The sequence below is a fragment of the Rectinema subterraneum genome, assembly GCA_009768935.1.
Taxonomy (GTDB): domain Bacteria; phylum Spirochaetota; class Spirochaetia; order Treponematales; family Rectinemataceae; genus Rectinema; species Rectinema subterraneum.
This window is the reverse complement of record WESA01000013.1, coordinates 1-17,268: the sequence shown is the minus strand read 5'-3', so window position 1 is coordinate 17,268 and position 17,268 is coordinate 1. Positions and strand designations below refer to the sequence as shown.

Below are 17,268 nucleotides of genomic sequence, written 5' to 3'. Positions count from 1 at the left end.
ATAGAAAATTTTGGGCGGCGGGACAATATGGCGCGCACGTCGTTTTGGCTCTTGCGCTGGCGAAGATAGCAACTTTGCAACTCGCACGCTGCCCCGCGCGACCCCGCGCCCTACGCCGCGATAAACGTCTCGCTGCCCCTGTTGAAGTACTTGTTCACAATGAACATAGCCACACCCGTCACCACGAGCAGGATTGTCGACATCGCGCTCGCGGTTCCGAAATACCCGTCGGCCACCGACAGATAAATCTTTATTGGCATCGTCATTGTCTTGCCGACGTACAGAAGAATCGATGCCGACAGCTCATTCATCGATGTAACCCAACTCATTATTGCGCCGGAAATAATTCCACCCTGCATAAGCGGCAGCGTAATCGTTCGGAAGGTTCTTCCCGGAGGCGAGCCGAGATTGATGCCCGCTTCCTCGAGCGCAGGATCTATCTGTTTGAGAATCGAAGCCGCGGAGCGGACCGAATACGGCAAGCGCCGGATAAAGTAAGTCAGAATAATAATCGTCGCGGTTCCGGCCAGAATAATCGGCGGCCTGTTGAATGCAACAATGAATCCAATGCCCAGCACTGTCCCCGGCACCATGTAGGGAATCATGAGGAGCGGGTCCAGCGCGCGGACTGCCGCATTTCGTTTCCGTGCAATGACAAATCCGAGCAAAGTGCCCACTGACGCAATGAGCAGCACCGCGATAAGCGAATACAAAAAGCTGTTCATAACAGTTTTTGGCACATCGAAAAAAATCTGACGGTAGCTATCAAGGCCAAAACCGGACTTGAACACCGGCCCCGATGTCTTTCTAAAGCTGTAATACACGATGACCGCGAGCGGCAGCGTCGACAAAAACACAATAAGATAACACACAAAATGCGCCACCACGGACTTTATGCCCTTGAGCTGCTTGACGATCGGCCTATTCACCAGCATGCTCGCGTATTTGCGCCGCGAAGACATCCACTGCTGAAGCACAATCACCACCGAAGCGCAGAGCATGAGAATGATGGACACTGTCGACGCCATGCCCGGTGTTTCGCTGATTTCGCTTGTATAGAGGTTATAAGCCAGCGTCGGCAAAACAAGATAATTACCGCCAATAATCATAGGGGTACCGAAATTCGACAGCGACATCATGAACACAATGAGCGCGCCTCCGGTGACCGAGGGAATGATCATCGGCAAAGTGATATCAAAAAATGTCCGGACCGAGCGCGCGCCGAGGTTCTCTGACGCTTCTTCGAGCGACCGGTCGATGGTCATGAGCGCGCCCGCCGTCATGAGCGATATAAAAGGATAATACTGGAGCGTATCGGCGAGTACGATGCCAAGCGGCCCGTAGATTGGCGGCAGATTGATGCCGATCGACTGGAACATAAGCCTCAAAAAACCATTTCTGCCCAGCATGGTGATCCACGAGTATGCGCCAATGAAGGTCGGCGAGAGCAGAGCCAGCACCGAGAGCGTTGTGAGAAGATTCGTCCCGCGAATCCGGTACCGAGTCGTGAAAAACGCGAGCGGAATCCCCAGCACAATCGAGAAAAAAGTTGTCAGAAGCGCAATGACTATCGAGTGCCAGAATGCGCGCAAATAGTACATTTTGGAAAAAAACTCTTTCCAGTTCGACATGGAAAAGGCTTTGGTCGTTTTGTCCAGAAAACTGTAGCGGAAAATGTCAAACAAGGGATAAATAAGAAACACAACAACAATCGCAAACCCAGCAAAAATGACCAATGTCCAGAAGTCTGCGCGGCGGCCCGGATGCTGCAGGCTGGACCGGCCTGCCGGCAAGCCCGAGTTTCCGGGAGCTGTCGCTGTCCCCCTCCTGGTTTCTGCAGCCTGGCTCATTGCTGTGCTCCTTTGCCGATACGCAGACCTGACTTCGGATCAAAAAGAAGAATGGATTCTACTGGCACTGCAAACGCGACCGGCGCCCCTTTCTGAGGCATATCCGCTTCCCGTGGCCTGTGCCGATCCACGGTGATGAGCTGACCTTCCACATCGAGCTCGAATCGGGCAACCGAGCCCATGAAGCTTACGGTCTTCATAAGGCCTGTGATTTCGTTCTTTCGGCCCGCGGCTTCAGCTTCGACCATATCCTCCGGGCGGAATGCGACAACAACTTCCTGCAAGTCTTTTGTTCCTTCAGCAGGAATCAAAAGCGAAAGGCGGCCAAGTCTCGCGCGACGCAGGTTACCCTCGGCCCCTTCTTCGAGGTGCATGGTGAGCATGTTGATTTTGCCGACAAAATAGGCGACAAACATGTTCTGAGGATTGGTATAGATTTCCCAGGGCTTGCCTATCTGCTGAATAACCCCCTGATTCATCACCGCGATACGGTCGGAAATCACGAGGGCTTCTTCCTGATCGTGGGTGACATAGATTGATGTAATGCCAAGAGCCTTCTGCACGGCGCGGATTTCTTCGCGCATTTCGATACGGAGCTTGGCGTCGAGGTTGGAGAGCGGCTCGTCAAAAAGGAGGACGCGCGGCTCGATTGCCATGGCGCGGGCGAGGCCGACGCGCTGCTGCTGACCGCCGGAGAGCTTTTCGGGGGTGCGCTGTTCGTAGCCTTCGAGGTGGACGCTTTTGAGCGCAGCCGAAACTTTACGTGAGATTTCATCTTTCGGCAATTTTCGCACGCGCAGACCGTACGCCACATTGTCGAACACAGTCATGTGCGGGAACACTGCGTAGTTCTGGAACACCATGCCGGTATTGCGCTGATACGCAGGCACATTATTGATGAGCTCTCCATCGATGTAGATATCGCCCTTATCCTGATGATAGAAACCGGCGATCGTCCGCAAAAGCGTCGTCTTCCCGCAGCCGGACGGGCCGAGCAGTGTAAAAAATTCGCCTTTGTCGATCTCAAGATTGATGCCGGAAAGAGCCTTCACCTCTCCGAAGTGCTTTTCGAGATCAATGATCTGTATTGAAGCCATGCTGTTCCCTCGCGATAGAAGAATGTTGAAATTCTACAAAACAGCAGCTGGTAGAGCAATGCCTCCGGAAATGAATCAAAAAAGGCCGCCAGCTTTGGTTGCCGGCGGCTTTTGTGCATCCTGGGACTAGTGCTCCCAACCTTGTGCTAGAGCCCGAGCTCCATCGCGATATCGACAAACTTCTTTACAAATGCGTCTTTGTTCTTGGCAGCCCAGCCGAAATCGTAGGGGATGGTCTTAACCTGCGAGAGGGGGACAAGACCCTTGGGGTCCTTGGTGTCAATGCGCACAGGGCGGCGCGCCATTGCATCGACCAAATATTCCTGAACTGGTTTGGACAGGCACCAGTCGATGAATATCTTCGCATTTTCGAGGTTGGGAGCGCCTTTCAGAAGCGCAATGCCGTCAGGAGCGGCTACCGTGCCATCGGTCGGATAGACAATCGCGACTGGACCACCGCCGGCAAAATACCTGAATGCATTGTCTTCGAGGGTAATGCCGACCGCCTGCTCGCCATCATTGACGAATTTGGGAACTGCGCCTGATGATGCCGAGATCACCATGTTCTTCATGATGCCCTTGTAGATATCCCAGCCCTTATCGCCATAGATCGAAAGTACATTGCACAGCTGCATATACGAAGAGCCCGACTTGTCGGCGCGCGCTGAGGAAATGTTCTTTTTGAAGCGGGCATCCATGAGGTCAGTCCAGCTCTTAGGATACTTGTCCGGCGTGAGCATTTTGGTGTTCACGATGAACACGTTCATGATGCCGGTATAGGGCAGCCAGTTGGTGCCGACTTTGTATACCGGGTTGATCTTGTCCCATTCCTTGGGAGTATAGGGAGCGAGAATCTGGTTTTCTGCCTCGAGCTGCTCGCCGCCGATACTCCAGATGACATCGGCCTGGGGCCTTGCCGCTTCCGCTTTGGCTCGTTTGATCACATCGCCCGAACCCATTTTGACATACTCGACCTTGATGCCCGTTTCTTTTTCGAACATCGGGACGAGCGCATTGATGATCGTCTCTTCATGCGCAGTATAGACGACCACTTTGCCGCCCGCTGCCCACGCGGATACCGCGATGAGCAGGCACAGAGCCACTACAGCAAATTTTTTCATACAACCTCCTGTGGCAGCGATCGCAGGAATTCCGGTCGGGGGAACGAAAGGATTGCCCTGCGCACATCCCGACCCGGCCCCCGGAAACCGCTCACCTTCTTGAATATGCTTACATTCTCTATTGTAGCATATTGTTCAGAACCTGTGAGAGATTATGTATGCAAAAATCGTAACAAAACGCACTCATGCCGAGAGAGCGGGCGGCCTGGCAGTATTGTTCGATGTCATCGATATAGAGGCAATCCGCAGGATCGAGTCTGGCATATTCGAGGAGCTTCAGCCAAATTCTAGGATCGGGCTTCATGGCGCCCACCTTGTAGGACAGAATGTAGAGTTCGGGATATGTGCCGAGAATTTCATTGTCGAAAATCACCGACGCATGCAAGAACGAAGTATTCGAGAGCACGAAAGTGCGCATGCCGAGCTTCGCGGCCGTTTCCAGGCCTTTTTCGCCGTCGGGATTGGGAATGATGATGCGCTTGTAATCCTCTACGAATTCTTCATATGAATACGATGGACCGAGGCCAGCCATCTCCTGCACCCGTCTGAAATATTCATGGGAATCGAAGCGGCCCGTCTCGAATTCGAACTCGAGCTGGGTGCCCCACAGCGCCCGGAGAAGCTCATCGGCACTCATCTTTGATGTATATTGAGCCGCCTTGCGGACAAAACTCTCTCTGTCGATGCCGCACAGTACATTGCCAAAGTCAAAAATTACTGCTTTGAACATGGTCAGTCCTTGAAAGAATAGGTTTTTTCTTCAAAACAGCTATCAAGATAGGCGAGGTATGCTGCTTTGTCGAGAGTTGGCTTGAATGCAGACCGGATTTCCTGAGCTTTGCGACCGCCATCGGCGCCAAGATCGAGCACGAGGTCCGCGAGAATGCGCCCAGGGAGAATATACGCACGCTCCGGATCAGAAGCCTTGAAGTCAGCGCTGTGAATCGTTCCCGAAAAGCCGGAAAATCCAAGCTGACATGCTGGCACGAGACATGCTACATCGCCGATATCATCGGAAGCATAGGAATAATCATGCAAATCAATTGCTGTCTCGGGCAAAAAACGCGCAGCGGACGCTGCCAGTCGCACACCGAGTGCATCCGATGGACGGAAGGGCTGATATCCTGGCGTCGTGCTCACCGTCACAGAGGCGCCAACCGCCATGGCTCCTGCGCCGAGGGCTCTATCGACTTTGCGGGCGGCATTCTGGATCGCCTCGATACTAGCGCCGCGGATGTAGGTTTCGATGCGTGCCCGGTCTGGCACGGTATTCACGGTTGTGCCGCCTTCTTTCAGTATGGGGTGGACGCGGATATGGTCGCTGTCGCGGAATGTCTCGCGCTGGCTGTGAATGGCCATAAGGGCAATCACCGCGGCATTGAGCGCATTCACGCCCTGGTCGGGCGCTGCTCCCGAATGAGCCGCCTTGCCGACAAAGAGCGCCTGTTTAGCCACAAAACCATTCAGCGTCCCATTGACAGTGGCCATGCGCTCCGGGCTGTCGGCCATCGAATGATATTTGATGACACATGCCGCATCATCGAAGACTCCGAGGCGTATGAGCTCCTGCTTGCCGCTTAGATAGCGGATTTCGCCTTTTACGCGCAGCGCCTTGCGCTCATCCAGATGCGTATATTCCTCTGCTGGCGCGCCGACTAAAGAAAGACGAAAGCCTAATTTTTCTGGAATACCCAGAGCATGCAGCGCGGAAAAAACTGCCAGCATGATGGACATTTGCGCATGGTGACCGCAGGAGTGCATAATGTCGTTCGGAGCGCCCCGCGTTGGAAGTGCATCCATATCCGCAAGCAGCACAAGGTTGGGAGCACCAGCAGGACCGATTGTTGCACGGATTCCAGTGCGCGCCAGCCCTACCTCAGCTTTTACGCCACACGCAGCAAGCTGGCGTTCAAGCTCCTTCATTGTCTCGAATTCTTCGAATCCCGCCTCAGGAATCGACGCGAGCCGGAAAGCCAGTTTTATTGTTTCTTCCCTTTGCGAAAGAATTTCTGCATCGACAGCTGTTTTCAGTTCGGAAATATTCATGACATCACCATACCCCGCGCCTTTGGTCCATGCAATATACTTCGCCGCGCCGAAGCAATTCATTCGGCACAAGGTTGGAAGCACTACATTCCCCCTTGACCGCAGGCCAATTTAGTGGTTCTTTTTACAATCATTACTGCAGAAATATACATTTCTGCATATCGACCTCGAAAAGGAGCGCATATGAAAAAACTGAAAGTGGTAGTTTTGCTCTTGATTGCAGCAATTTTTCTCTTCCCCTCCACCGCACAAACCCAGAAAAAGGCAAATGTTTTCCTTTTAATCTCAGGCTCTCTGGGAGATAAGGGATTCAATGATTCAGCGCGCGGAGCGCTTGATATGATCAAGCAAAAATACGGCGCCAATGCAACTGTAAAGTATACCGAGCTCGGCACCGACGTCGCCAAGTTCGCTCCAGCCCTGGAAGACGCGGGGGCAGAAGGTTATGACGTCGTCTTTTGCTCGAACAATTTCAACTCAGCGGTCCAGGAAGTCGCCGCGCGCTATCCCAAGACTCTCTATGTCATGTACGACGGCTGGATCAAAGAGGACATCGGGAATGTCTATTCGATTCAATACAAGAATTCCGAAGCCGGTTACCTTGCAGGAGCACTCGCAGGGCTCATGACCAAGTACACAGCCGATCCGAAAATCAATGCAGACAATGTCATCGGGTTTGTGGGCGGTCGCGATATCACCGGTATCAATGACTTCTTCGTTGGGTACATTGCGGGTGCCCAGAAGATGAATCCATCGATCAAGATCATTTACAACTATGTAAACTCGTTTACCGACACCGCCAAGGCCAAGGATCAGGCGCTCGTGCAGTACAAGTCCTACAATGCCGATATCGTGTATCATGCAGCGGGGCGAGCAGGCCTCGGTGTCTTCGATGCCGCAGTCGAAACCGGAAAGTATGCAATCGGTGTCGATACTGACCAGGCGAGCCTTTTCGGCAATGAGCCTAAAAAGGCTGACCTCATTCTCACATCGACCATGAAGCGCGTCGATCTCACCCTTTTCCAGGCCTTCGAAAAATTCATGAATGGTGAAAAACTTGGTGGCAAAAAAGTCTATGTCGGCGCTGCGGAAGGCGTCATCGCGTACGCGCCCTTCAACAAGGCCATGCCTGCTTCGATCAAGACAGAGCTCGAAAAACTCCAGGCTGACATAAAAGCGGGCAAAGTGAGCATCCCGTCCGCTTTCTCCATGACTGCCGATGAGATCAACAAAATGAGGGATTCTGTCAACGCAGCGAAATAAGCCATTTGCCTGCGACGGCTTTTTCACAGTGATATGAATGCCTGGCTGCCCCCTTCCGGGCGGCTGGGCTTAGATTTATTCGCACACCGGAGCCAACAGTGAACTACATAGTCCGGACAGAAAAGCTTTCAAAAATCTATCCCAACGGCACATTCGCCAATAAATCGGTTGATTTTGCCGTGATGGAAGGCGAAATCCATGGTCTTGTCGGCGAGAACGGCGCCGGCAAGACGACTCTCATGAAAATGCTGTATGGCGAGGAGCAGCCGTCCCAAGGCAGTATTCTCATCGATGAAAAGCCTGTTTCGCTTGCTTCCGAATTCGATGCAATCAAGGCCGGTATCGGCATGGTACATCAGCATTTCATGCTCGTGCCATCTCTTACCGCGGCCGAAAACCTCGTACTTGGCAAGGAGCCAAAGCGAAAACGTACCCGAACCTTCGATCTTGCGGCCGCTGTCAGCATAACCGAAGAGCTGTCAAAACACTACAACCTTCCTGTTTTTGCAAAGGCGCGCGTTGCCGACCTTTCGGTCTCGATGCGCCAGAAACTCGAAATACTGAAGGCTCTCTATCGCGGCGCGCGCATTCTCATCCTCGACGAGCCGACTGCCGTGCTAACTCCGCAAGAAACCGAAGAACTCTTTGTCGAGCTCAAAACGCTGAAACAACAGGGCAAGACCATTATCTTCATCAGCCACAAGCTCAAGGAAATTTTCAACCTTTGCGACCGCGTCACCGTCATGCGCGATGGCAGAATGATCGCCACGCATAATGTCGCTGATGTAGATGTACACCAAATCTCCAACGAAATGGTCGGGCGCGAGGTTCGTTTTGAAATCGCGCGTCCACCGATGGCGCCAGGAGAACCAGCGCTCAGGGTGCGCGAGCTCTCCTATGTCGATGATTTCGCAATTCCGAAGCTCAAGCATGTTTCGTTCACTTTGCGGCGCAATGAAATACTCGGCGTTGTCGGCGTCGACGGAAATGGCCAGACGGAGCTGGTCGAAATTATCACCGGCAACGAAAAGGCGCTTTCGGGCAAAGTGTTCGCCTATTCGACCGAGGTTACCAATCGCTCGGCTGGCTTTGTTCGGCGCTGCGGCATTGCGCATATCGCCGAAGACAGAATGACGGTTGGCACCGCCTTACCAGCCAGCATCGAACAAAACCTCCTTGCCGACCGCTACCGTAATAGGCAATTTTCCACAAGGGCTGGCTTTCTCCGCAGTCGCGAAATGGCCGCCTATGCCGGCAGGCTCGTGCACGAATACGATATCCGATGTAATTCAGCGAATCAGCCTGTCGCGAGCCTTTCCGGAGGCAATATGCAGAAAGTGGTCGTCGCACGCGAATTCACGGCAAATGCTTCGATTCTTGTTATTTCCGAGCCAACGCGCGGCGTCGATATCGGCGCGATCGAATATATTCACACAAAAATCATGGAAATGCGCAGCGCCGGAAAGGCCATTCTGCTTGTTTCGTCAGATCTGCAGGAAGTGATGGCACTGTCAGACTCACTCATTGTCATGCATGAGGGCGAAATTGTCGCCTACTTCCCCGATGCCGCAGCGGTCACCGACAAAGAGCTCGGCCTTTACATGCTGGGCATCAAGCGCCAGAGCGATGAAGAACTCAGGAAGGTACTCCATGAATAGCATAAAACGCTTTTTTACCGACAGAGAATCGCTTGCGCCGGCGCTGGTGACTCTGTTTGCCGGGCTTTTTTCGCTGCTGGCCGGGATTGTGCTCATTTTTATCGTGAGCAAAAACCCTGTGCAGTCTGTGCGCAACTTCCTGCTCGCGCCATTTTTGCGCTCGTACAATTTCTACTACCTTCTTATTGTCATGGTGCCAATCACCTTTACGGGGCTGGCGCTTTGCATTGTGTACCAGTTACGCTACATGAGCCTCATTGTCGATGCGAGCTTCTATACCGGCGCAGTCGTTGCGACAGCACTTGGAACCCTCATTTCGCTGCCATCAGGGGTCCATCCAGCGGTTGCGATGATCGCGGCAGGAATTGTCGGGGGGCTTATCGGGCTTTTGCCCGCAATTCTCAAGATACGGTGGCGGGCAAATGAACTTGTTTCCTCGCTCATGCTGAACTATGTATTCTATTTCCTTGGCAGCTTTGTCATTCTGTATTACCTGCGGGACCGGAGCCAGACGATTCTCTCTTCACTCCCCTTTAAGAAAACATTTCTCTTGCCGCGCCTCGTGGCGAATACACAGCTTCATGTGGGGTTTCTGATTGCCGCTGGATTTGTCGTGCTTGTCTCGATTTTCCTGTATCGCACGAGGTGGGGCTATGAAATCAGGCTGACTGGCGCAAATCCGCGCTTTGCCATGTATGCGGGGATTCCCGTAACCAGTGTCATTCTCTATGCGCATTTCATTTCGGGCTTTCTGGGTGGCGTTGGCGGCGCGGTGGAGATGTCGGGGCTGTACCGGGCGTTCATCTGGCAGATGAATCCATCGTACGCCTGGGACGGAGTGATTGTCGCGATGCTCGCACGAAGGAATCCGAAATTTGTGCCGCTTTCGGCGCTCTTTTTTGCGTATCTGCGCGTGGGAGCTGACTTTATGTCGCGCCGCGGCGATGTGGCGTTCGAGTTCATCACGCTTTTGCAGGGGCTTATCATCCTCATTCTTGCTTCCGATCGCATCGTGAATTACTTCAGAGAGCGCCAGCTCAGGAAACAGTTGCTCAAAAACAGCCGGAGGGAAAGCAGATGATCCACTTTATTGCCGGCGTGGTCACTTCCGCAAATTACTGGTTCATTGTGCTGCGCTCGACAGCGCCGATTCTGCTTGTAACCCTTGGGGCTGTGATAACGGCGCAAGCGGGAATCATGAATATGGCACTCGAAGGTTCGATGCTCTGGGCTGCGCTGACAGGCGTCATTGTGAGCGCAGCGACGCAGAATGTATGGATCGGGCTCTTGGCTGGAATAGGGGCTTCGGTGCTGGTGGCGCTCGTGCTTGGATTGTTCGCGCTCAAACTCCATGCAAATCCGGTGCTCAGCGGTGTAGCGCTCAATCTCGTGGCGACGGGCGGAACCGTGTTCGTGCTGTTCTCGCTTACCGGCGACAAAGGGATTTCATCGTCACTCGCCAGCAAGGTGCTGCCTTCTCTTTCAATTCCTGTCGTAAAGGACATCCCGTGGATTGGAAAAGTAGTGTCCGGGCAGAATATCGTGGTGTATATCGCGGCGGTTTCGGTGGTGGTGATCGACCTTATTCTACGGCGTTTCGCGATCGGACGGCGAATCCGCGCGACCGGGGAGAATGTAGAAGCAGCACGCGCGGCGGGAATCAATCCGGTGCGCATCAAATTTTTTACGCTCATCATATCGGGCATCCTCGCCGGATTTGCGGGATGTTTTCTGTCGATGGGCTATACATCGAATTTCACGTCGGGAATTGCGGCCGGGCGAGGCTATGTCGCCAATGCAGCGCAGGTGGTGGCGGGCGGCACAGCAGTGGGCTCGATCTTTGCGGCGATGCTCTTTGGCCTTACGGACGCCATGGCGACGTATTTGCAGAATATTGGGCTTATGCCTGAGCTCATCCAGGCGCTGCCCTACGCAGTGACCATTCTTGGCTTTGTGGTTGTGACGTTTGTGCGCGACAGAAGGGAAGCTGAGCGCAAGCGCAAGCTCTTCGCGGGTACGGCGATGCAAAAGGAAAAAGCCGATGCAGCCTGAAAATCCGCTCGACAGGCGGCCGGTCCTCTTGCCTGACCTCTGCATTCGCGGGGGCGCCGTCCTTACGCTCGATGCCAAGTGGCGCATATTCGACCCCGGCTTCGTGGCGATCAAGGACAGCCGCATTGTGGCTGTAGGTCACCTCGCCGAAGCCGAACAGTGGCCCGCGCGTGAAACTTTGGATGTGAGCGGAACCCTCATCATGCCTGGCTATGTCAATGCACATACCCACATTTCCATGAGCCCGTTCCGCGGCGCGATGGAAGATGCGCCCGACAGGCTTACGCGGTTCATTTTTCCGCTCGAAAATGCAATGGTCAGGTCGAAACTTGTGTACGATGCAGCGATGTTCACGATCGCCGAGATGGTGCGTTCAGGAACGACGTGTTTTGCAGACATGTACTATTTCGAAGAGGAAGTGGCGCGTGCGGCAGATGCCGCAGGAGTACGCGCGCTCGCAGGCGAGACGGTTGTCGATTTTCCCGCCCCTGATGCAGACAGGCCATACGGCGGCATCGAGCGCGCGGAGCACCTTGCCAAAGACTGGAAGGGACATCCGCGCATTCGGCCGTGCCTTGCGCCGCACGCGCCCTACACGGTCGACGCGTCCCACTTGGCGGAAATCGCCGCCCTCGCGGAAAAGCTCGATATCCCTGTCATGATGCACGTAGCGGAGATGGATTCTGAACATGCGCGCTTTTCGGCGACGCACGGCTCGGTGCTGCGCTATCTCGACACGACAGGCATATTGTCGCCGAGGCTCATCGCAGTCCACATGCTCTACCTCGATGAAGAGGATATTGCGCTTGCCGCGAAGCGCGGCATTTCGGTTGCGCACTGCCCTGTCTCCAATGCAAAATCCGGCCGGCCGATTTGCCCGGCATGGAGGCTAAGCGAAGCTGGGGTATCTGTTGGGCTTGGTACTGACGGGCCTCTTTCCGGCAACACCATGGACATGCAGACAATCACTTCGATGTACCCAAAACTGCAGAAAGTGCGCGAGCACAGGCGCGACATTGTGCCGGCCAGGACAGCGCTCTATGCAGCGACCATGGGAGGCGCGCATGTGCTTGGCCTTTCCGCAGATATCGGCTCGCTGGAGGAAGGCAAGCGCGCGGATATCCAGGTTGTGGCGCTCGATGACTTCAATGTGCTGCCGGTGCACGACTGGTATGCGACTGCGGTGTATGCGCTGCAGGCGCATAATGTGCGCGATGTGCTTGTGGACGGCAGGTTTGTTCTCAGGGATGGAAAGCTGCAGTTTGCCGACGAGCGCGAACTCAAGGAGCGGCTTTTGTATCATGCGCGGCAATCCGCCGCGACAATCCGCGCGCTTCAGCCTGCACCCATGCACCCGCACCACACGGCAGGCACTTAATAATCCATCGTCGACCGATACGTCGGCACGCTCCGGTGCTCATCCTTAGCCCGCGCCAAGCGCTCGGGCTTGCTCACTAGCAAAAAACCCGCATAGGCAAGGCTAGCCCCTGCATAGCGCGCTGCTTTCATCGCCCACGCGCTTCCCGATGCCGCACAGGACTGCCAGGTGTGCGCCCCCACCCCAAGCGGCCACGTCGCCGCATTCATCTGCCCCGTGGGCACAACATACGAGACATCGCCCGTATCGAGTGAGCCACCGATGCGCTTGCCTTCGCCAAAATCCCCGACTTCGAGGTGCAAAGGCTGCTTCAGGAGGCTCAAAGGCGCCCCGATGGGCGCAAGTGTCGCCTGCCTATCAGCAGGTGCAACCTTTTTCTGGAGTTCGCGGGCAAATTCGATTTCTTCGGGCGTCGGCTCGGGCAGTGGAATGGCTGTCATCGCTTCAAGAATCGTATCCTGAATTGGCGTATTGGGAATAAAATCGCATTTGCCCGCTTTGATTTCGATGCTTGCTTTTGTTTCGGTCATGAGTTCGGCGCCGTGGATGGCTTTTCGGACGCGTTTCATCACCTCGTGCACGCTCTGCGCATCAGGAGCCCTCACATACAGGTGCACCGACGCGTGTTCAGGCACAATATTGGGCTTTGCTCCGCCATCGCTTATGACATAGTGAAAAAGCGTCCCTGGCGGCACATGCTCGCGCATGAATTCAATCGAAAGATTGAATAACTGGACAGCATCGAGAGCTGAGCGGCCCGCATGAGGCGCCATGCCCGCGTGGCTCGCTTTGCCTTGGAAAGAAACAACAAAAGAAAGATTCGCGCTTGTCCGATAGCGATGCGGCGTATTGACATCAGCAGGATGCCACGTCATTGCAGCATCGACATCATTGAAGCGGCCGGCTTTAACCAGCGGAATGCGCCCGAGCGATTCCTCTGCTGGGCAGCCATAGAACCGCACACGTGCGCGCATTCCTGTCTGCGAAAGCAAAAACACCAGCCCTTCCGCAGCGACCAGAGACCCCATTCCAAGGAGGTTATGCCCGCACGCATGCCCTGGCGCGCCTGCTACCACAGGCTGCCGTTCGGTTGCGCAAGCCTGGGACATGCCTGGCAGCGCATCGTATTCACCCATGAATGCAATAACCGGCCCGCTCTCCCCCCATTCGGCACAGAACGAATATGGCATTTCCGGAAATTCCTGCACACGGAAGCCGCGGGCTGCAAGACGCTCACGATACACAGCAGAAGAACGCGCTTCTTCATGCGAAACCTCGGGATGCTCCCAGATGTCGCGCGCAATGCTGTCATAGACTTCTGCATTTCTGGCAACAAAGACGGCAAGGTCTGCGCTGCAGGCTCTATTTTCAGATATATTTTTGGTCATAGCGACGATTTAGCCTTTACCCGCTCCTTTGCATCGAGAGCGGGTTTGAAATTCGATTTGAGCGAGAGCGATGTGTTGAACGCTTCGTATGCTCGGCGGTACTGCCCCAATACTTCTTTTACAATGCCGAGCCGATACCACCAGTAGTACATATTTTTTTCGAGCGCAACCGCAGTGGAAAATGCAATGTCTGCATGCTCGTATTTCTTTATCCTGAAATATATTTCGCCCACATAATAATAGGCGCTCGAACGGCGGTCGTCGTTTTCCGGCGAAAGCGTGAAATACCGGCTGAATGCGGAAAGCGCTTCATCATTCTTGCCAAGAAAATAGAGCGCTTCTGCCATGGTTTCGAGTATGCGGTAGTCCTGGCGGGAATTGAGCACCGACTGGGCATATACGACAGTGTCGACATATCGGCGGAGGCGGAAAAGGTTCCATGTCTTGAGTGTCTGCAAATCGGGGTTGGCAGCGTCGGTCGCAAGAAGGCGCTCGGTCATGGCAAGCGAGCGCTGGAATGCTTGCTGGCTCTCGGCCTGGCGGGTTTCGGCCATCTCGAGGCGGCGCCCTTCCCAGAACAAGGAAAGCGCGGCGTTGTAGGTATCTTCTGCCCACAATTGCCCGACTCCCCCCACAATACTGCTCAGCATTAAAAAAAGAGAAAAAAACCGAAGGGGAATCAGCCTGCCCCGTGACACCCTGCCAGCCTCCTTGTGTTTTTACTGCAAAATCTCGTTTATAGCCTGCGCTGCCCGTCTGCCCTCACCCATTGCGAGAATGACTGTCGCTGCTCCCAATACAATATCGCCACCCGCATAGACGCGCTCGATGCTTGTTTTCTGTTTTTCATCGACGAGAATATGCCCATGCTTGTCTACCTGGAGTTCGGGCGTCGTGTGCGATATGAGCGGATTGGATTCATTGCCGATTGCTACAATAACAGTATCGAAAGGAATGATCTGCTCGCTGCCGCGAATGGGCACGGGGCGGCGGCGGCCTGATTCATCGGGTTCGCCCAGCTCATAGGAGAGCACTTCGAGGGCTGCTACCCTGCCACGGTCATCGCCGAGCACGCGTGTCGGGCTCTTTAGAAAATCGAAAATAATGCCTTCTTCCATGGCATGCGCAACTTCTTCGGCCCGAGCTGGCATTTCCTCGCGGGTGCGGCGATAGAGCACACGCACTTCTTCAGCCCCGAGCCTGAGGGCCATGCGAGCCGAGTCCATTGCCACATTCCCGCCCCCGAGCACCGCAACACGGCGGGACGGATAGATCGGCGTTCCTGCCATGCCGCGCATATAGGCTTTGAGAAGATTCGCTCGGGTCAGATATTCGTTTGCACTGAAAACGCCAACATAGTTCTCGCCCGGAATATTCATGAATTTCGGCAGTCCAGCGCCAGTACCGATAAAAACCGCGTCGTACCCATCTTCGCTCATGAGCGCGCGCAATGGCCTTGTCCTGCCAACAAGAAAATTGAGTTCGAAATCCACACCCATGCATTCGAGCACTTCGGCCTCAGACTGCACAAGCACTTTCGGAAGCCTGAATTCTGGGATGCCGTAGACCATGACACCGCCCGGCTTGTGGAAGGCTTCAAAAATAGTGACTTCGTGGCCTTCGCGCCGTACATCGACCGCGCAGGTGAGACCTGCGGGGCCTGCACCGACAATCGCGACTTTTCGGCCAGTAGGAGGCGCAACGTGCGGCATTTCCATTGCACCCTGGGCACGCTCGTAATCGGCAACGAACCGTTCGAGCCTACCAATCTGCACCGCTTTTTCAACGCCGCCGAGCGCTTTCCCAACTGTACAGGGAGCCTGGCACTGCGTTTCCTGCGGACAGACGCGGCCGCAAATCGAAGGCAAAAGATTTGTTTTCTTTATAATCTTAGAGGCGCCCAAAAAATCGCCTTCCTTAATTTTTCCGATAAAGCCCGGGATATCGATGCGCACGGGGCAGCCTGAAATACAGGGAGCATTCTTGCACTGCAGACAGCGCTCGGCTTCGAGCATGGCCTGGGCTGGTGTGTAGCCGAGGGCAACCTCTTCCATATTGCTGCGCCGCGCAGCCGGGTCCTGGGCCGGCATGTCCTGCGGAGGAATCTGGAGCCTGATTTTTGGCGTTATGGGAGCGGCGCGGAGTTTTGCAAGTTCCAATTCTGCATTGTCCATGGTGAAGTCTTCCTTGTGGCTCATTTTGCGGACTCCTTGTCGGCAGCATGCGCCTCGAGCTTTGCAATCTGCATTTCGAGGTGGCAGCGATCGTGCGCTTCTTTTTCGATTTCCTTGTAGGTGCCAAGCCGCATCATCATGCCATTCCAGTCGACAAGGTGCGCATCGAATTCGGGGCCATCCACGCACACGAACTTCGTCTGATCTCCGATCGCCACACGGCAGCCGCCGCACATGCCCGTTCCATCGAGCATGATAGTGTTGAGCGAAGCAAGCGTCTTTACGCCAAACGGGCGCGTCGTTTCCGCGCAGAATTTCATCATAATAGGCGGGCCGATCGTCACCACAATGTCCGGTGGGGGAGATTGCATGCAGAGTTCTTTCAGGGGCTCGGTGACAAGCGCTTTGCGTCCGAACGAGCCATCGTCGGTCACGACGATGTGCTCATCAGCTATCGCTACAAGCTCCTTCTGCATGATGAGCAGGTCCTTGGTGCGCGCGCCGGATATTACGGTGACTCTGTTGCCCGCTTCCTTCATGGCTTTTGCAATGGGATACAAGGGCGCAAGCCCGATGCCGCCCCCGACACAGACTGCCCAGCCAAAGCGCTCGATATGCGTGGGGTTCCCCAAGGGGCCGAGAAGCACAATTTCATCACCAGGATTTTTCAACGCAAGCTTGTGCGTGCTCGCACCGACAGTCTGAAAAATAAGAGTTACTGTGCCGCGGACAGGATCCGCATCGGCAATGGTAAGTGGAATTCGCTCTGAATATTCTTCATCATACATAACGATAACGAATTGCCCGGCCTTCCGCTCGCGGGCGACAAGAGGCGCTTCCACTTCGATTCGGAATACCTCTTCCGATAATTGTGTCTTCGATACAATTCGGTGTGTTCCATGCATGAATGACTCCCGCCTCATTGTAAACAGCACTTGCGAATTTTGTCCATGCGTAGCGGGACAATTCCGCTCGCCTATGATACCATAACAATATAATGAGTATTCCCCATTTTGCAGGCAAATTTTCTTCAAAACCGCTTTTCAATCCAACAGATTTTCTGGCCTATCTTGAGCGAATCGGCAAGCCGCTTTCGCACCGTCCGGCTCCAGATGCAGTCATCCTGAGTTATCAGAAAAGCCTCTTTGATCATGTGGTCGAGCACTATCCAGTCGAGCGCGCGCAGGGGTACTTTGGCCAGTTTATTTATTACCTTGATGGGCCACGAAATATACCACAAA

At 54.4% G+C, this 17,268-nt stretch carries 15 protein-coding genes; 6 read left to right on the top strand and 9 right to left on the bottom strand.

The annotated features are described in order from the left end of the window. Nucleotides 1-110: 110 nt before the first annotated feature. The 5 genes from GAP13_RS05095 to GAP13_RS05075 form a co-directional block, all read right to left on the bottom strand. Nucleotides 111-1,850 (bottom strand): ABC transporter permease, encoded by a 1,740-nt coding sequence (locus GAP13_RS05095; protein WP_158906858.1) that lies wholly within the window; start codon nucleotides 1,848-1,850, stop codon nucleotides 111-113. After that, nucleotides 1,847-2,947 carry an ABC transporter ATP-binding protein gene (locus tag GAP13_RS05090; RefSeq protein ID WP_158906856.1) on the bottom strand — a complete coding sequence of 367 codons (1,101 nt, stop codon included), beginning with the start codon at nucleotides 2,945-2,947 and terminating at the stop codon, nucleotides 1,847-1,849. Before GAP13_RS05090 ends, GAP13_RS05095 begins: the two co-directional genes overlap by 4 nt. Nucleotides 2,948-3,093: 146 nt before the next feature. Further along, nucleotides 3,094-4,068, bottom strand: a complete 975-nt coding sequence (locus tag GAP13_RS05085) for an extracellular solute-binding protein (RefSeq protein WP_158906854.1) — start codon at nucleotides 4,066-4,068, stop codon at nucleotides 3,094-3,096. 118 nt (nucleotides 4,069-4,186) lie between these two features. Continuing rightward, nucleotides 4,187-4,798: an HAD family hydrolase gene (locus GAP13_RS05080; RefSeq protein ID WP_158906852.1), complete on the bottom strand. Its 612-nt coding sequence runs from the start codon at nucleotides 4,796-4,798 to the stop codon at nucleotides 4,187-4,189. Between the two features lie 2 nt (nucleotides 4,799-4,800). Then, the gene (locus tag GAP13_RS05075) at nucleotides 4,801-6,177 is read right to left on the bottom strand and encodes a M20/M25/M40 family metallo-hydrolase (protein WP_158906850.1); all 1,377 of its coding nucleotides are present in this window, start codon (nucleotides 6,175-6,177) and stop codon (nucleotides 4,801-4,803) included. A gap of 120 nt (nucleotides 6,178-6,297) precedes the next feature. Here GAP13_RS05075 and GAP13_RS05070 point away from each other — a divergent pair, with 120 nt between their 5' ends. The 5 genes from GAP13_RS05070 to GAP13_RS05050 all read left to right on the top strand — a co-directional run bounded on the left by GAP13_RS05070 (nucleotide 6,298) and on the right by GAP13_RS05050 (nucleotide 12,465). After that, nucleotides 6,298-7,377, top strand: coding sequence for a BMP family ABC transporter substrate-binding protein (locus GAP13_RS05070; protein ID WP_158906848.1), 1,080 nt, complete (start codon nucleotides 6,298-6,300; stop codon nucleotides 7,375-7,377). Between the two features lie 98 nt (nucleotides 7,378-7,475). Further along, on the top strand, nucleotides 7,476-9,035 hold the full coding sequence (locus GAP13_RS05065; protein ID WP_158906846.1) for an ABC transporter ATP-binding protein: 1,560 nt from the start codon (nucleotides 7,476-7,478) through the stop codon (nucleotides 9,033-9,035). Next, nucleotides 9,028-10,116 (top strand): ABC transporter permease, encoded by a 1,089-nt coding sequence (locus GAP13_RS05060; protein ID WP_158906844.1) that lies wholly within the window; start codon nucleotides 9,028-9,030, stop codon nucleotides 10,114-10,116. The genes GAP13_RS05065 and GAP13_RS05060 overlap by 8 nt, the downstream gene beginning before the upstream one ends. After that, nucleotides 10,113-11,087, top strand: coding sequence for an ABC transporter permease (locus GAP13_RS05055; RefSeq protein ID WP_158906842.1), 975 nt, complete (start codon nucleotides 10,113-10,115; stop codon nucleotides 11,085-11,087). Before GAP13_RS05060 ends, GAP13_RS05055 begins: the two co-directional genes overlap by 4 nt. After that, complete coding sequence (locus GAP13_RS05050; RefSeq protein ID WP_158906840.1) at nucleotides 11,077-12,465, top strand: amidohydrolase; 1,389 nt, start codon at nucleotides 11,077-11,079, stop codon at nucleotides 12,463-12,465. Before GAP13_RS05055 ends, GAP13_RS05050 begins: the two co-directional genes overlap by 11 nt. Here GAP13_RS05050 and GAP13_RS05045 read toward each other — a convergent pair. From GAP13_RS05045 to GAP13_RS05030, 4 genes are all read right to left on the bottom strand, one after another. Then, entirely contained in the window at nucleotides 12,462-13,853 is a 1,392-nt protein-coding gene (locus tag GAP13_RS05045; protein ID WP_158906839.1) for an amidohydrolase, read from the bottom strand. The genes GAP13_RS05050 and GAP13_RS05045 overlap by 4 nt on opposite strands. Then, nucleotides 13,850-14,503: a tetratricopeptide repeat protein gene (locus GAP13_RS05040; protein ID WP_158906837.1), complete on the bottom strand. Its 654-nt coding sequence runs from the start codon at nucleotides 14,501-14,503 to the stop codon at nucleotides 13,850-13,852. Before GAP13_RS05040 ends, GAP13_RS05045 begins: the two co-directional genes overlap by 4 nt. Before the next feature lie 69 nt (nucleotides 14,504-14,572). Next, nucleotides 14,573-16,051 carry an NADPH-dependent glutamate synthase gene (gltA, locus tag GAP13_RS05035; protein ID WP_158906835.1) on the bottom strand — a complete coding sequence of 493 codons (1,479 nt, stop codon included), beginning with the start codon at nucleotides 16,049-16,051 and terminating at the stop codon, nucleotides 14,573-14,575. Then, nucleotides 16,048-16,932 carry a sulfide/dihydroorotate dehydrogenase-like FAD/NAD-binding protein gene (locus tag GAP13_RS05030; RefSeq protein ID WP_158906832.1) on the bottom strand — a complete coding sequence of 295 codons (885 nt, stop codon included), beginning with the start codon at nucleotides 16,930-16,932 and terminating at the stop codon, nucleotides 16,048-16,050. The genes gltA and GAP13_RS05030 overlap by 4 nt, the downstream gene beginning before the upstream one ends. A 92-nt stretch (nucleotides 16,933-17,024) precedes the next feature. On the opposite strand from GAP13_RS05030, the gene GAP13_RS05025 reads away from it, so the two are divergent. After that, nucleotides 17,025-17,268 (top strand): hypothetical protein (locus tag GAP13_RS05025; RefSeq protein ID WP_158906830.1); only part of this gene is annotated, 244 nt, incomplete at its 3' end.

Bases quoted from the DNA above. Each gene is read 5' to 3' on its own strand.
- GAP13_RS05070 (WP_158906848.1), top strand. From the start codon at position 6,298: ATGAAAAAACTGAAAGTGGTAGTTTTGCTCTTGATTGCAGCAATTTTT.
- GAP13_RS05085 (WP_158906854.1), bottom strand. From the start codon at position 4,068: ATGAAAAAATTTGCTGTAGTGGCTCTGTGCCTGCTCATCGCGGTATCC.
- GAP13_RS05045 (WP_158906839.1), bottom strand. From the start codon at position 13,853: ATGACCAAAAATATATCTGAAAATAGAGCCTGCAGCGCAGACCTTGCC.
- GAP13_RS05075 (WP_158906850.1), bottom strand. From the start codon at position 6,177: ATGAATTGCTTCGGCGCGGCGAAGTATATTGCATGGACCAAAGGCGCG.
- GAP13_RS05055 (WP_158906842.1), top strand. From the start codon at position 10,113: ATGATCCACTTTATTGCCGGCGTGGTCACTTCCGCAAATTACTGGTTC.
- GAP13_RS05090 (WP_158906856.1), bottom strand. From the start codon at position 2,947: ATGGCTTCAATACAGATCATTGATCTCGAAAAGCACTTCGGAGAGGTG.
- GAP13_RS05040 (WP_158906837.1), bottom strand. From the start codon at position 14,503: ATGCTGAGCAGTATTGTGGGGGGAGTCGGGCAATTGTGGGCAGAAGAT.
- gltA (WP_158906835.1), bottom strand. From the start codon at position 16,051: ATGAGCCACAAGGAAGACTTCACCATGGACAATGCAGAATTGGAACTT.
- GAP13_RS05030 (WP_158906832.1), bottom strand. From the start codon at position 16,932: ATGCATGGAACACACCGAATTGTATCGAAGACACAATTATCGGAAGAG.
- GAP13_RS05050 (WP_158906840.1), top strand. From the start codon at position 11,077: ATGCAGCCTGAAAATCCGCTCGACAGGCGGCCGGTCCTCTTGCCTGAC.
- GAP13_RS05080 (WP_158906852.1), bottom strand. From the start codon at position 4,798: ATGTTCAAAGCAGTAATTTTTGACTTTGGCAATGTACTGTGCGGCATC.
- GAP13_RS05095 (WP_158906858.1), bottom strand. From the start codon at position 1,850: ATGAGCCAGGCTGCAGAAACCAGGAGGGGGACAGCGACAGCTCCCGGA.
- GAP13_RS05060 (WP_158906844.1), top strand. From the start codon at position 9,028: ATGAATAGCATAAAACGCTTTTTTACCGACAGAGAATCGCTTGCGCCG.